The organism is Pseudomonas sp. WS 5532, assembly GCF_012985445.1.
In the GTDB taxonomy this organism is placed as follows: Bacteria; Pseudomonadota; Gammaproteobacteria; order Pseudomonadales; family Pseudomonadaceae; genus Aquipseudomonas; species Aquipseudomonas edaphica.
This window is the reverse complement of sequence record NZ_JAAQWK010000005.1, coordinates 306489-320690: the sequence shown is the minus strand read 5'-3', so window position 1 is coordinate 320690 and position 14202 is coordinate 306489. Positions and strand designations below refer to the sequence as shown.

9 protein-coding genes are annotated in these 14202 nt (G+C 59.6%); 7 read left to right on the top strand and 2 right to left on the bottom strand.

The features are described 5' to 3' along the window. The first annotated feature begins 250 nt into the window (after positions 1-250). The 7 genes from panB to HBO23_RS11990 all read left to right on the top strand — a co-directional run bounded on the left by panB (position 251) and on the right by HBO23_RS11990 (position 10813). Positions 251-1051: a 3-methyl-2-oxobutanoate hydroxymethyltransferase gene (gene panB / locus HBO23_RS12020; RefSeq protein WP_017139239.1), complete on the top strand. Its 801-nt coding sequence runs from the start codon at positions 251-253 to the stop codon at positions 1049-1051. Next, positions 1048-1899, top strand: a complete 852-nt coding sequence (panC, locus tag HBO23_RS12015; RefSeq protein ID WP_017139240.1) for a pantoate--beta-alanine ligase — start codon at positions 1048-1050, stop codon at positions 1897-1899. The genes panB and panC overlap by 4 nt, the downstream gene beginning before the upstream one ends. A 224-nt stretch (positions 1900-2123) precedes the next feature. Continuing rightward, positions 2124-3788, top strand: coding sequence for a glucose-6-phosphate isomerase (gene pgi / locus HBO23_RS12010; RefSeq protein WP_017139241.1), 1665 nt, complete (start codon positions 2124-2126; stop codon positions 3786-3788). A 105-nt stretch (positions 3789-3893) separates the two neighbouring features. Next, on the top strand, positions 3894-5831 hold the full coding sequence (gene acs, locus HBO23_RS12005) for an acetate--CoA ligase (RefSeq protein ID WP_017139242.1): 1938 nt from the start codon (positions 3894-3896) through the stop codon (positions 5829-5831). Positions 5832-5849: 18 nt separating this feature from the next. After that, positions 5850-6719 (top strand): oxygenase MpaB family protein, encoded by an 870-nt coding sequence (locus tag HBO23_RS12000; protein ID WP_170038184.1) that lies wholly within the window; start codon positions 5850-5852, stop codon positions 6717-6719. A 56-nt stretch (positions 6720-6775) separates the two neighbouring features. Then, positions 6776-7792, top strand: coding sequence for a class I SAM-dependent methyltransferase (locus tag HBO23_RS11995; RefSeq protein WP_170038181.1), 1017 nt, complete (start codon positions 6776-6778; stop codon positions 7790-7792). An 87-nt stretch (positions 7793-7879) separates the two neighbouring features. Then, the gene (locus HBO23_RS11990) at positions 7880-10813 is read left to right on the top strand and encodes a DUF748 domain-containing protein (protein WP_170038179.1); all 2934 of its coding nucleotides are present in this window, start codon (positions 7880-7882) and stop codon (positions 10811-10813) included. 337 nt (positions 10814-11150) lie between these two features. Here HBO23_RS11990 and HBO23_RS11985 read toward each other — a convergent pair whose 3' ends face one another. Both HBO23_RS11985 and pnp read right to left on the bottom strand, forming a co-directional pair. After that, complete coding sequence (locus HBO23_RS11985) at positions 11151-11750, bottom strand: BON domain-containing protein (protein ID WP_017139246.1); 600 nt, start codon at positions 11748-11750, stop codon at positions 11151-11153. Positions 11751-12046: 296 nt separating this feature from the next. Continuing rightward, positions 12047-14152 carry a polyribonucleotide nucleotidyltransferase gene (gene pnp, locus HBO23_RS11980; RefSeq protein ID WP_017139247.1) on the bottom strand — a complete coding sequence of 702 codons (2106 nt, stop codon included), beginning with the start codon at positions 14150-14152 and terminating at the stop codon, positions 12047-12049. Between the last annotated feature and the right edge of the window lie 50 nt (positions 14153-14202).

Here is a 14202-nt window from a genome sequence, read left to right as displayed (position 1 = left end):
TGCTGCCATCGCAGGCACGCCAGCTCCCACCCGTAACAGGGGTAACACCCCACTCGTAACAATGCGGTAACACATCCAATTGACTTCCCGTGTCCTCATCACGACTATAGGCGTCCCGCTGCCGCCAACCCGGCGCTGAAGGGCGCAATCCAGGCCTTATAAGCACTGCTCTCAAGACAGTGCGCCTGTATAAACGAAGACTCACGCGCGTTACTCGCTGTTTCCAAGCGCCTGAACGAGGACCCTTTCCATGCCAGACATTACCCTGACCACCTTGCAGAGCCTGAAGCTCAAAGGTGAAAAAATCACCATGCTGACCTGCTATGACGCCACCTTCGCCCACGCCAGCTGTGAGGCCGGGGTTGAAGTGCTGTTGATTGGCGATTCACTGGGCATGGTTCTTCAAGGGAATGACAGCACCCTGCCGGTCACCACTGACGAACTTGCGTACCACACGGCCAGCGTCAAACGCGGTAACAACGGCGCCTTCATCATCGCTGACCTGCCGTTCATGGGTTACGCCACCCTTGAACAAACCTTCCAGAACGCCGGCAAGCTGATGCAAGCCGGTGCACACATGATCAAAGTCGAAGGCGCGGTATGGCTGGCGGAGTCGATCCGGCTGCTGGCTGAGCGCGGCGTTCCAGTGTGCGTGCACATGGGCCTGACGCCGCAGTCGGTGAACATCTTCGGCGGCTACAAGGTGCAAGGCCGCAATGAAGCCCAGGCGCGCCAGATGCGTGCGGATGCCATTGCCCTGGAGCAAGCCGGCGCCGCGATGATCCTGCTCGAATGCGTGCCCAGCGAACTGGCGGCCGAAATTACCCAGGCAGTCAAAGTGCCGGTGATCGGCATTGGCGCAGGCTCGGCCACCGACGGCCAAGTGCTGGTGGTACACGACATGCTCGGCCTGTCGCTGACCGGCCGTGCGCCCAAATTCGTGAAAAACTTCATGGCAGGCCAGGACAGCATCCAGGCAGCCCTGGCCGCCTACGTGAGTGAAGTCAAAGCCGTGACGTTCCCTGGCGAAGAACATGGGTTCTCTGCATGAACACCGTTAAAACCGTAAGAGAACTACGCGCCGCCGTCGCCCACGCGCGCAGTGCCGGCAAACGCATTGGCTTTGTGCCCACCATGGGCAACCTGCACAGCGGCCACGCCACCTTGGTGACCAAGGCCGCACAGCAATCGGACTTTGTGGTGGCGAGCATTTTCGTCAACCCGTTGCAGTTCGGCGCAGGCGAAGACCTGGACAAGTACCCGCGCACGCTGGCTGCCGACCAGGAAAAGCTGCTGCAAGCCGGTTGCAACCTGTTGTTTGCGCCCACCGTTGACGAAATGTACCCCGGCGGCATGACCGGCCAAACCCGCGTCAGCGTTCCGCAACTGTCCGAGGGCCTGTGCGGTGCCAGCCGACCCGGGCACTTCGAAGGTGTGGCGACGGTGGTGAGCAAGCTGTTCAACATGGTCCAGCCGGACATGGCCGTATTTGGCCAGAAGGACTATCAGCAACTGGCGGTCATCCGCGCCATGGTGCATGACTTGAACATGCCCATCCAGATCATCGGCGAGCCCACCGTGCGTGCCGCCGACGGCCTGGCGCTGTCGTCACGCAACGGCTACCTCAACGAAGAACAGCGCGCGATTGCGCCGGTGCTCTACCGCAGCCTCAGCCAGATTGCGGCGGCTATAAAAGGCGGCGAGCAGGATTTCGCCAAGCTGCGTGCCGAGCAGATCGCGCAGATTGAAGCTGCCGGGCTGCGCATGGATTACCTGGAAGTGCGCCAAGGCGTGCACCTGCGTGCGGCCACGCCTGAGGATCGGGATATCGTCATCCTCGTGGCGGCCTATCTGGGTGCGACACGCCTGATCGACAACCTGCATTTGACCCTCAACTGACCCCGCCAGGCACTTCGCCTGTTGCCCTGATCGCTGTGCCGGTATAAAAAAGTACCGGCAACAGCGCAGACAAAGCCAAGACATATCGACACGCTAGGTTTAATGTAATCGTCCTGCGCCATTGTTGGCGCTGACCGGACTCAAACGCCTGATGAAAGACTCAACGTTCCGGATTTAGAAGTGTCCTAAAGGCAAGTCCCCGTAATAAAAGGAAACCCGCAGCGATGGCGTACTACCGCACTCCTCATGACGTTACCGCTCTGCCCGCTTGGCAAGCGCTCAATCAACATCGCCAAGCCATGCAGGATTTCAGCATGCGCGACGCGTTCAATGCCGATCCCCAGCGCTTTTCCCAGTTCACCTTGAGCAGCTGCGGGCTTTTCCTCGATTACTCGAAAAACCTGATCACCAGCGAAACCCGTGACCTGCTGGTGGGCCTGGCCAAAGAAGTCAACCTTAAAGCCGCGATTGACGCGCTGTACGCAGGCGAGCCGGTCAACTCTTCCGAAGGTCGCCCCGCCCTGCACACGGCGCTGCGCCGCCCAGTGGGCGACAAGCTGTCGGTCAACGGCGTAAACATCATGCCGGACGTGCACAAGGTGCTGAACCAGATCACTGACCTGGTCGGCCGCATCCACGACGGCCTGTGGCGTGGTTACACCGAGAAGCCGATCACTGACGTAGTGAATATCGGCATCGGTGGTTCGTTCCTCGGCCCGGAGCTGGTCTCCGAGGCATTGCTGTCCTACGCCCACAAAGGCGTGCGCTGCCACTACCTGGCAAACATCGACGGCAGCGAGTTCCACGAACTGACCCAGAAGCTGCGCGCCGAGACCACGCTGTTTATCGTTTCGTCCAAATCCTTCAACACCCTCGAAACCCTGAAAAACGCCCAGGCCGCCCGCGCCTGGTACCTGGCCCAGGGTGGCTCGGAAGCCGAACTGTACCGTCACTTTATCGCCGTATCGAGCAACAACGCGGCGGCCGTGGCGTTCGGTATCCGTGAAGAAAACATCTTCCCGATGTGGGACTGGGTCGGCGGCCGTTACTCGCTGTGGTCGGCCATTGGCTTGCCAATCGCTCTGGCCATCGGCATGTCCAACTTCAAAGAGCTGTTGTCCGGTGCCTACACCATGGACCAGCACTTCCAGAACGCGCCGTTCGAGCAAAACATGCCGGTGCTGCTGGGCCTGCTGGGCGTGTGGTACGGCAACTTCTGGGGTGCGCAGAGCCATGCGATCCTGCCGTATGACCACTACCTGCGTAACATCACCAAACACTTGCAACAGCTGGACATGGAGTCCAACGGCAAAAGCGTGCGCCAGGACGGCACACCGGTGTCCACCGATACGGGCCCGGTGATCTGGGGTGGCGTAGGTTGCAACGGTCAGCATGCTTACCACCAGTTACTGCACCAGGGGACTCAACTGATCCCGGCCGACTTCATTGTGCCGATCGTCAGCTTCAACCCGGTGTCCGACCATCACCAGTGGCTGTACGCCAACTGCCTGTCCCAGAGCCAGGCACTGATGCTCGGCAAGACCCGCAGTGAAGCCGAGGCTGAGTTGCGCGAAAAAGGCCTGCCGGAAGCCGAAGTGCAGAAGCTGGCGCCTCACAAGGTGATCCCGGGCAACCGTCCGAGCAACACCATCGTGGTCGAGCGCATCAGCCCACGTCGCTTGGGCGCACTGGTCGCCATGTATGAACACAAAGTGTTTGTACAAAGCGTGGTTTGGGGCATCAACGCCTTCGACCAATGGGGCGTGGAGCTGGGCAAAGAGCTGGGCAAAGGTGTCTACAACCGCCTGACCGGCGCCGAAGAAACCCTGGCTGACGATGCGTCGACCCAGGGCCTGATCAACTACTTCCGCGGTCGTCACCGCGGCTGAGGCCGGTACACCAAGGCCAACGTCCGTTTGGACGTTGGCCTTGAACCCTCTCCCCACAGCGTGCATCTTTATGCCTTGTCGCTAAAACAAGAATAAGGACCGCTCATGTTCGATATCCGCACATTCCCCCGCGCCGATGACGTCCGCCAGGCCGCGCAGCTCAGTCAAGACGAGTACCAGCGCCTCTACCGCCAATCCATTGAGCAACCCGATACGTTCTGGGCCGAACAGGCCAAGGGTTTCCTCGACTGGATCAAACCCTGGCACACCGTGCAGCACTCGGACATCACTACCGGCGCAGCCCAGTGGTTTGCCGGCGGCCAACTGAACGTCAGCTACAACTGCATCGACCGTCACCTGGCACAACGCGCCGACCAGCCGGCCTTTATCTGGGAAGGCGATGATCCTGCAAAGTCCTCCAAAATTTCCTACCGCCAACTTCATCAAAACGTCAGCCGCCTGGCCAATGTGCTGAAAAGCCGTGGGGTGAAAAAAGGCGACCGGGTGTGCATCTACATGCCGATGATCCCGGAAGCCGCCTACGCGATGCTGGCCTGCACCCGGATTGGCGCGGTGCACTCGGTGGTGTTCGGCGGCTTCTCTCCGGATGCCCTGCGCGACCGCATCCTCGATGCCGACTGTCGCACCGTGATCACCGCCGATGAAGGCGTGCGCGGCGGCAAGCCGGTGGCCTTGAAAAAGAATGTCGACAAAGCCCTGGCCAGTTGCCCGAACGTCAGCACGGTACTGGTGGTGGAGCGCACGGGGGCGAAACTTGACTGGGTAGAAGGCCGCGACCTCAAGTATCAAGCCGCCCTGGACGCCGCCAGCGCTGATTGCCCGCCCGAGCCGATGGACGCCGAAGACCCGTTGTTTATCCTCTACACCTCCGGCAGCACCGGCAAACCCAAAGGCGTGCTGCACACCACCGGCGGCTACCTGCTGCAAGCGGCGATGACCTTCAAGTACGTGCTCGACTACCGTGACGGCGAAGTGTTCTGGTGCACCGCCGACGTGGGCTGGGTCACCGGCCACAGCTATATCGTGTACGGCCCGCTGGCCAACGGTGCGACGTCACTGATGTTCGAAGGCGTGCCGAGCTACCCGGACAGCTCGCGTTTCTGGCAGGTCATCGATAAACACCAGGTGAATATCTTCTACACCGCGCCCACCGCATTGCGCGCGCTCATGCGTGAGGGCCACGGGCCACTGCAGAACACCTCGCGCGCCAGCCTGCGCCTGCTGGGCAGCGTCGGCGAGCCGATCAACCCGGAGGCCTGGGATTGGTACTTTAACGCCGTGGGCGAGCAGCGCTGCCCGATTGTCGATACCTGGTGGCAGACCGAAACCGGCGGCATCATGCTCAGCCCGCTGGTCAGCGCGCAACGGATCAAACCTGGCTGCGCGACCCAACCGATGTTTGGCGTACAACCTGTGCTGCTGGATGAACATGGCAAGGAACTCAGCGGTGCCGGCAGTGGCGTGCTCGCTATCAAGGCCAGTTGGCCAGGGCAAATCCGCAGCGTCTACGGTGACCCGCAGCGCATGCTCGACACCTATTTCAAACCCTACCCCGGCTACTACTTCACCGGCGACGGTGCGCGCCGCGATGAGGATGGCGACTACTGGATCACCGGCCGCATCGATGACGTGATCAACGTGTCCGGTCACCGCATCGGCACCGCCGAAGTGGAAAGCGCGCTGGTGCTGCATGACCAAGTGGCCGAAGCCGCTGTGGTCGGTTACCCCCACGACGTCAAAGGCCAGGGCATCTATGCGTTTGTCACCCCAATGAATGGCGTCGAGCCCAGCGATGAGCTGAAAAAACACTTGCTGGCGCTGGTCAGCAAGGAAATCGGCAGCTTTGCCAAGCCGGAACTGATCCAATGGGCGCCCGCCTTGCCGAAAACCCGCTCGGGCAAGATCATGCGGCGCATTTTGCGCAAAATCGCCTGCAACGAACTCGACAGCCTCGGCGACACCTCGACCCTGGCCGACCCGAGCGTGGTGGACGGCCTGATCGATAAACGCCTGAACCGATAGGAGCCACCCAGAGTCGCCATGGAATTTATCCGCAGCCGTATCGAAACCCAGTTGATGAGCCTCACCGGCTTGTCACTCGGCCAACTGGACCTGGAAAACCCCAAGGGCGACCCCGGCCTGTTCGGGCCGGACTCTGTGAGCTGGCAGGTGCATGGCGACTTCAGCAGCATGCTGATCGGCGGCATCAGCGCGTTGATGCTGCAAGCCTTGCACCCGCTGGCCCTGGCCGGCGTGTGGGACCATTCCAACTTTCGCCAGGACATGCTCGGGCGCCTGCGCCGCACTTCGCAGTTTATTTCCGGCACCACGTTCGGCTCGCGCCAGGACGCCGAATGGCTGATTGAGAAGGTGCGCACCATCCACCTGCAAGTGGTCGGGCATGCGCCGGATGGGCGAGCCTATGCGGCCAGTGACCCGGAGCTGCTGACGTGGGTACACGTGGCGGAGGTCAGCAACTTTCTGGCGGCACACCTGCGTTATCGCAACCCGCATCTGTCTGGGCGCGACCAGGACCGCTACTACAGTGAAATTGCCTTGGTTGCCGAGCGACTGGGCGCACGCCACGTGCCGCGTTCACGCCAGGAAATTTCCGAATATTTGGCGCGCATTCGTCCACAACTGCTGTGCGACGATCGCAGCCGCGAAGTGCTGCGCCTGCTGGTCAACGCACCTGCGCCCAGCACCTTGGCCAAACCCTTTGGCAGCTTGATGATGCAGGCCGGCATCGACCTGCTACCGGACTGGGCCAGCGCTATGCTCGGGCAACACCAAAGCTCGATGCAACGCTTGGTGATCCGCGCGGGTGTGAAGCGCAGCGCGCCCTTGCTGCGCTGGGCGATGCGCAACGGTTCGGTGCAACGCGCCCAGCGGCGGATGGGGTTGATGTAGACGGCGGCCCATAGCTGTTAAACTTCGCGCCCTCTTTTACCCGCAAGGCGCGCTCCATGACTCCCTTGAATCAGGCGCTGCGCGCCGCTCTCAACCATCGCCAAGACCTGATCAACGAGTTGCACGCCCAAGGCACCGACTGCTACCGGCTGTTCCATGGCAGCCAGGAAGGCGCCGGCGGCTTGACCATTGACCGTTACGGCCCGCAATTGCTGGTGCAAAGCTTCCACCAGTCGCTGCAAACCGAGGAGCTGCTGGACCTGCATCAACAGGTCAACCAGTTCATGGGGCTGGAATTGCAGCTCGTGTACAACGACCGCTCCCGTGGCAACTCGCGCATCGACCGTGAAGACACGGTGTACCGCGCCGAGCCTGCGGCATTGGCAGATCAGGTCGGCCACGAATGGGGCCTCAACTACCGTGTACGCGGCCGCCATGCCGGGCAAGACCCGCTGCTGTTCCTGGACCTGCGCAACACCCGTGGCTGGGTCAAGGACCACAGCGCCGGCAAAAGCGTGCTGAACCTGTTCGCCTACACCTGTGGCGTAGGCTTGAGCGCCGCAGCCGGGGGCGCAAGCGAGGTGTGCAACCTGGACTTCGCCGAAGGCAACCTGGCGGTCGGGCGCGAAAACGGCCTGCTCAACCCGCACTTGCCGACCATGGAATTCGTGCAGTCCGACTACTTCCCGGCGATTCGCCAACTGGCCGGTTTGCCGATCACCCAGCGTCGTGGCCAGAAGCTGCCGAGTTATCCACGCCTTGAGCAGCGCCAGTTCGACCTGGTGCTGCTCGACCCACCGGCCTGGGCCAAGAGTGCTTTCGGCACCGTCGACCTGTTGCGCGATTATCAGAGCCTGCTCAAGCCCGCACTGCTGACCACCGCCGACAATGGCGTGTTGATCTGCTGCAACAACCTGGCAAAAGTCAGCATGGATGACTGGCGTGAGCAGGTGCTGCGTTGCGCCGAAAAAGCCGGCCGCCCGGTACGCGAGTGGCAAATCATGACGCCTGGGGCTGACTTCCCGTCCCTGGATCAGCAGCCACCGTTAAAAACACTGATCCTGCAGTTGTAGTACTTTTCCCAAGGAGTCCAGTACTTCGGAACCGAAAACCCGTGCCATACTCCAAGGCACTCTCGTTCTACATAGATGGCGTCACTCATGCCCAAAGGATTGATCCGCGCCGCTGGCGCCTTGTTGACCGCCCTGGCTCTGTACAGCTTGCTGGGCTTTCTGATTCTGCCGGGCATTGCCCTTCGCATTGCCAACCAACAACTGGCCAATTACGCCACGGTGCCGGCCCGTATCGAGCGTATCGAGCTCAACCCGTTCAGCCTGGAACTGACGGTGTGGGGCCTGAAGCTCGGCGAGCCGGGTAAGGAGCAAGTCGGTTTCGAGCGCCTGTACGCCAACCTGCAGATCGACAGCCTGTGGACGCGCGCGCTGCACCTGGCAGACGTACAACTGGACCAGCCGAAGACCGAAGTGCTGTTCGACAAAACCGGCCAGTTGAACCTGGCGCAGCTGTTCAAGCTGCCGCCGAGTGAGCCGACCCCGGCTGACCCGAATGCCAAGCCGTTCCCGCTGCGCATCGACAGCATCAAGCTGGCCGGCGGCTATGTGTACTTTCGCGACCTGCGCCCCAGCGAGCCAATCGAATTTCTCTACGACAAACTCGACTTCGAGCTGAAAAACCTCAGCACGTTGCCCGAAGACAATGCCGACATGACCCTGGTGGCGGCCGGCCCCGAGGGCGGTCAGATCGATTGGAAAGGCAATTTCAGCCTGGTGCCGATCACTTCCGAAGGCACCTTGAAAGTCACCGATGGCAAGATGAAAGCCTGGTGGCCCTATGTGCGGGATGCCCTGCCGCTGGTGCTTGAAGACGGCGTGCTGAACTTCAGCACCGACTATAAATTCAGCCTGGCCAAAGAAACCGAACTGAACCTGACCAACACCGCCGCCAGCATCGCGCCCTTTGCGATCAAGGCGCCGGATGGCCGGCCACTGGTGCGCCTGGAGCGCCTGGACGTCAGCGACACCACGGTGGACCTGGCCAAGCAGCAAGTGGTGGTCGGCAAGATCCGCAGCAACAAACTGGAAACCTGGGCCGCCCGCGAAGCCGATGGGCAACTGGACTGGCAGAAACTGTTTGCCAGCCAACCGAGCAAACCGGCCAAGGAACTCAAGCCTGCCAGCGCGCCTGCAACCGCCGATACGCCAAACGCCCCACCTGCCGCACCGAGCAAACCCTGGCAAGTGCTGCTCAAGGACGTGCAACTGCGCAACTATCAAGTACACCTGGCGGACCGAGCTGCCAAACCGGCAGTTGCATTGGAGCTAGGCCCGCTGAATGTCGATATGCAGAACTTCGACAGCCTCAACCGCAGCCCCTTTACCCTGAAGGTCGACTCCGGCCTGGGCAAGCAAGGCAAGATCAGCGCAACCGGCGAGGTCAACCTCAACCCCGTCAGCGCCAAGTTGAAAGTGAACACCCAGGACATCGACCTGCGCGTCGCGCAATCCTATATCAGTCCGTTTATTCGCCTGGAGCTGCGCAGCGGTATGCTGGGCAGCAACCTCGATGTGAACCTCAAAAGCACCGAGCCTTTGGCCCTGCAGGTCACCGGCCGCGCTCAGGTCGACCAGCTGCACACCCTGGACACCCTCAAGACCCGCGACTTCCTCAAGTGGCAGCGCCTGGTACTTGAAGGTGTGAACTACCAGCACGGTGACAGCCTGTCGATCGACAAGGTCAACCTGCTGCAGCCGTATGCGCGCTTTATGATCAACGATGACCGCACCACCAACATCGATGACTTGCTGATCCCGCAACCGGCCGACAATGGCGCCAAGTCGGCAACCAAACCGGCGGCGAGCAAAGACAAGCCATTGGGCATTCATATCGGGCAGATTGCGATCAATGACGGCTCGGCCAACTTCGCCGACTTCAGCCTCACGCCCAACTTCGCCACGGCTATCCAGCAACTCAACGGGCAGATTGGCACTATCGACAGTCGCCAGGCCAAACCGGCCAGCGTCGACATCAAGGGCAAAGTGGATCGCTACGCGCCGGTCACTATCAAGGGCAGCGTCAACCCGTTTGACCCGATGGCGGCGCTGGATATCGCCACCAGCTTCAAGCGTGTCGAACTGACCACGTTGACGCCATATTCCGGCAAGTTCGCGGGTTTCCGCATTCGCAAAGGCCGTCTCAACCTCGATTTGCACTACATGATCACCAAAGGTCAGTTGAAGGCTGAAAACAAGGTGGTGGTTGAGCAATTGCAACTGGGTGAGAAGGTCGACAGTGCCGATGCCGTCGATTTGCCGATTCGCCTGGCCATTGCGCTGCTCAAGGACACTGACGGCAAGATCTCCATCGAACTCCCCGTGACCGGCGACTTGAATAACCCGCAGTTCAGCGTCATGCCGATTGTGTGGCAGACCCTGCGCAACCTGGTGGTGCGCGCAGCCACGGCGCCGTTCAAGTTTATCGGCGGGCTGGTCAGCGGTGGCGGCTCGGAAGACCTGGGTAACGTGTCGTTTGCCGCAGGCTCCAGCGAACTGAACAAAGAGGCCGAGGGTGCTCTGAATACCTTGGCCAAGGCACTGAAAGAGCGCCCTACCCTGCGCCTTGAGATTGAAGGCACGGCAGCGGCCAGCAGCGATGGTCCGTTCATCGCCGCAGATCGCCTGGAGCGTGAATACCAATACAACTACTACAAAATCCTCCAGCGTCGCGGCGACAAGGTGCCAGCCCAGGCGTCATTGCTGGTGGTGCCGGAGAAGGAAAAAGCGCCATTGCTCGAAGGCATCTACCGCACCCGTCTTAAGCAACAACCACCGGCCGAATGGAAAGACCTGAGCAGCGATGACCGCACTGCGAAGCTGCGTGATGGCTTGATCAAGTTCTGGGGCGCCAGTGATGTACTGCTGCGCCAACTGGGGCAGGACCGTGCCAGCACTATCAAGGACTACCTGGTGGACAAAGGCCAGTTGGAAGATGACCGGGTGTACTTCATTGACGCCAGCCTGGGGCAGGCGGAGAAGGATGGCAGAGTGGTAACGCCGATGCATCTGGATGCCGAGTAACCCCTAAGGCCCTATCAAAATGTGGGAGCTGGCTTGTGTGGGAGATAGATTGTGTGGGAGCTGGCTTGCCTGCGATAGCATCACCCGGGTTTAACTGAATAACCGAGGTGTTTGCATCGCAGGCAAGCCAGCTCCCACACAAGCCAGCTCCCACAGTTGAACGTCAGCTGCCCTGCGCAATCCTATTCCCCACACAATAGAACAGGCCCCGACACAAGTGCCGGGGCCTGTAATGACCACATCCGTGTGGTCGGTCGCATGAACTTTAGAGGTGCATCGGGTGGATAACTAACTCACCCTAAGCCGCCGCCGTCTAGCTCAGACGATTCTTTTAGCGTTACTGAACGGTCAGACCATCAGCCGATACAGATTTAACGCCTTTGATTTTCTTGGTGATCGCAACTGCGGTGTCTTTCTGAGACTGGGTCACAGCAGCAGTCGACGACAGCGACACTACACCGTGGTTGGTTTCGACTTTGATGTCGGTACCAGGAATGCCTTTCTCAGTAACCAGATCGGATTTCACTTTAGTGGTGATCCAGGTGTCCGAAGTGCTGGTCTTGGCTTTGTCGACGTTGTCGGCTTTAGCTACGCCGCCAGCCATCAGGCCGTCAGCAGAAACAGCGGTAACACCTTTGATTTTCTTGGTGATCGCTACAGCCGTGGCTTTCTGGGAATCAGAGATAGCGACGGTGGAGGACAGGGAAACCACGCCTTTGTTGGTTTCAACCTTGATGTCCGAACCAGGAATGCCTTTCTCGGTCAGCAGATCAGCTTTTACTTTGGTGGTGATCCAAGTGTCCGAAGTGGACTCTTTAGCCTTGGTCATTTCACCGGCCGCCAGGGTCATTGGGGCTTGGGAAGTCTGAGCAAAGGCTACGTTAGCACCCATGGCCAGAGTCAGAGCGGTAGCAGTAGCGAGAGCGAACTTCTTCATACGAGTAACTCCTGTTTTATTAAAAGTCTGCAGCGTGTAAACCTTGATGCTGCAGCGTTAACAGGGTTATTGCAGGCAGTGTGCCAAGTCGCGAAATCGGAATAACCCCTTTATAAACAACAACTTATAAAAACAGGCAATTTTCGAAATCGTGCAACTTGCATGAAGTCGATCGTGCCTGCATGCAAGTTGCGGCTTTTAGAGTTTACTAAGCGACTGATTTCCCGCTACTTTCCTGTGGGCATAAAAAAAGGACTCCGAAGAGTCCTCTTTTTCAGCGTAAAGCCTGCGGGTGATTAAACGCCCGAAGCCTTGGCTGCTGCTACGTCCTTGATGGACAGCTTGATACGGCCGCGGTTGTCCACGTCCAGTACCAGCACTTCCACTTCCTGGCCTTCTTTGAGAATGTCGGTCACTTTCTCAACGCGAGCGTCACTCAGCATGGAGATGTGCACCAGACCGTCTTTGCCCGGCAGGATGTTGACGAATGCGCCGAAGTCGACGATGCGCTCAACCTTACCCACGTAGATCTTGCCGATCTCGGCTTCAGCGGTGATGCCCAGAACGCGCTGACGTGCAGCTTCAGCAGCTTCCTTGGTTTCGCCGAAGATCTTGATCGAGCCGTCGTCTTCGATATCGATCGAAGCCTTGGTTTCTTCACAGATCGCACGGATGGTCGCGCCGCCTTTACCGATAACATCACGGATTTTGTCGGTGTCGATTTTCATCGCGATCATGGTCGGAGCATTTTCCGACAGTTCGGTGCGCGACTGACCAATGATCTGGTTCATCTGACCGAGGATGTTCAGGCGCGCTTCCAGGGCTTGGCCCAGGGCGATTTCCATGATTTCTTCGGTGATGCCTTTGATCTTGATGTCCATCTGCAGCGCGGTAACACCTTTGGCGGTACCGGCTACTTTGAAGTCCATGTCGCCCAGGTGGTCTTCGTCGCCCAGGATGTCGGTCAGGATGGCGAACTTCTCGCCTTCTTTAACCAAGCCCATGGCGATACCGGCAACCGGTGCCTTCATCGGTACACCAGCGTCCATCAGTGCCAGGGAAGCACCGCAAACGGAAGCCATGGAGCTGGAACCGTTGGACTCGGTGATTTCCGACACAACACGGATGGTGTACGGGAACACGTCAGCAGCAGGCAGCATCGCGGAGATCGAACGACGAGCCAGGCGGCCGTGACCGATTTCGCGACGACCAGCGCCCCCCATGCGACCACACTCGCCCACCGAGAACGGAGGGAAGTTGTAGTGCAGCATGAACGGGTCTTTTTTCTCGCCTTCCAGGGTGTCCAGCAGCTGTGCATCACGGGCAGTACCCAGTGTTGCAACGACCAGAGCCTGGGTTTCGCCACGGGTGAACAGCGCCGAACCGTGAGTCTTCGGCAGAACGCCGACTTCGATGTTCAGTGGGCGCACGGTGCGAGTGTCGCGACCGTCGATACGTGGCTTGCCGTTAACGATGTTTTCGCGAACGGTGCGGTATTCGATTTCACCGAAGGCCGCTTTGACTTCGCTGGAAGAAGGCTGGCCTTCTTCACCGGACAGCTTGGCTACAACCTGATCCTTCAGCTCGCCCAGGCGCGCGTAACGGTCGGCCTTGACGGTGATGGTGTAGGCGTCGGAGATGGCAGCACCGAACTCGGAGCGGATAGCGCCCAGCAGTTCAGTCGCTTCAGCCTGTGGAGCCCAGGCCCACGTTGGCTTGGCAGCTTCGGCAGCCAGTTCTTTAACGGCCTTGATCACGGACTGGAATTCGTCGTGAGCAAACAGTACAGCGCCCAGCATCTGGTCTTCGGTCAGCTCTTTGGCTTCCGATTCAACCATCAATACGGCTTCAGAGGTACCGGCAACGACCATGTCCAGGCTCGAAGCTTTCTGTTGCTCGTAAGTCGGGTTCAGCAGGTAGCCGGTGCTTTCATGGAAAGCAACGCGCGCAGCGCCAATCGGGCCATCGAAAGGAATGCCGGAGATGGCCAGGGCAGCCGAGGTACCGATCATCGCAGCGATGTCCGGATCGGTCTTCTTGCTGGTGGAAACGACGGTGCAGACAACCTGCACTTCGTTCATGAAGCCTTCTGGGAACAGCGGACGGATCGGACGGTCGATCAGTCGGGAAGTCAGGGTTTCTTTCTCGGAAGGACGGCCTTCACGCTTGAAGAAACCGCCAGGGATCTTACCGGCAGCGTAAGTCTTTTCCTGGTAGTGAACGGACAGAGGGAAAAAGCCTTTGCTCGGGTCTGCGGTCTTTGCGCCAACAACGGTCACCAATACGGTAACGTCGTCGTCAACGGTAACCAGCACTGCGCCGGAGGCTTGACGGGCGATACGGCCTGTCTCGAGGGTAACGGTCGACTGACCGAACTGGAATTTTTTGATAACCGGGTTCACGGTGTCCTACCTTCTTTGTGGCTCTTGGGGGAACTTGTCTTCTTGCGAAA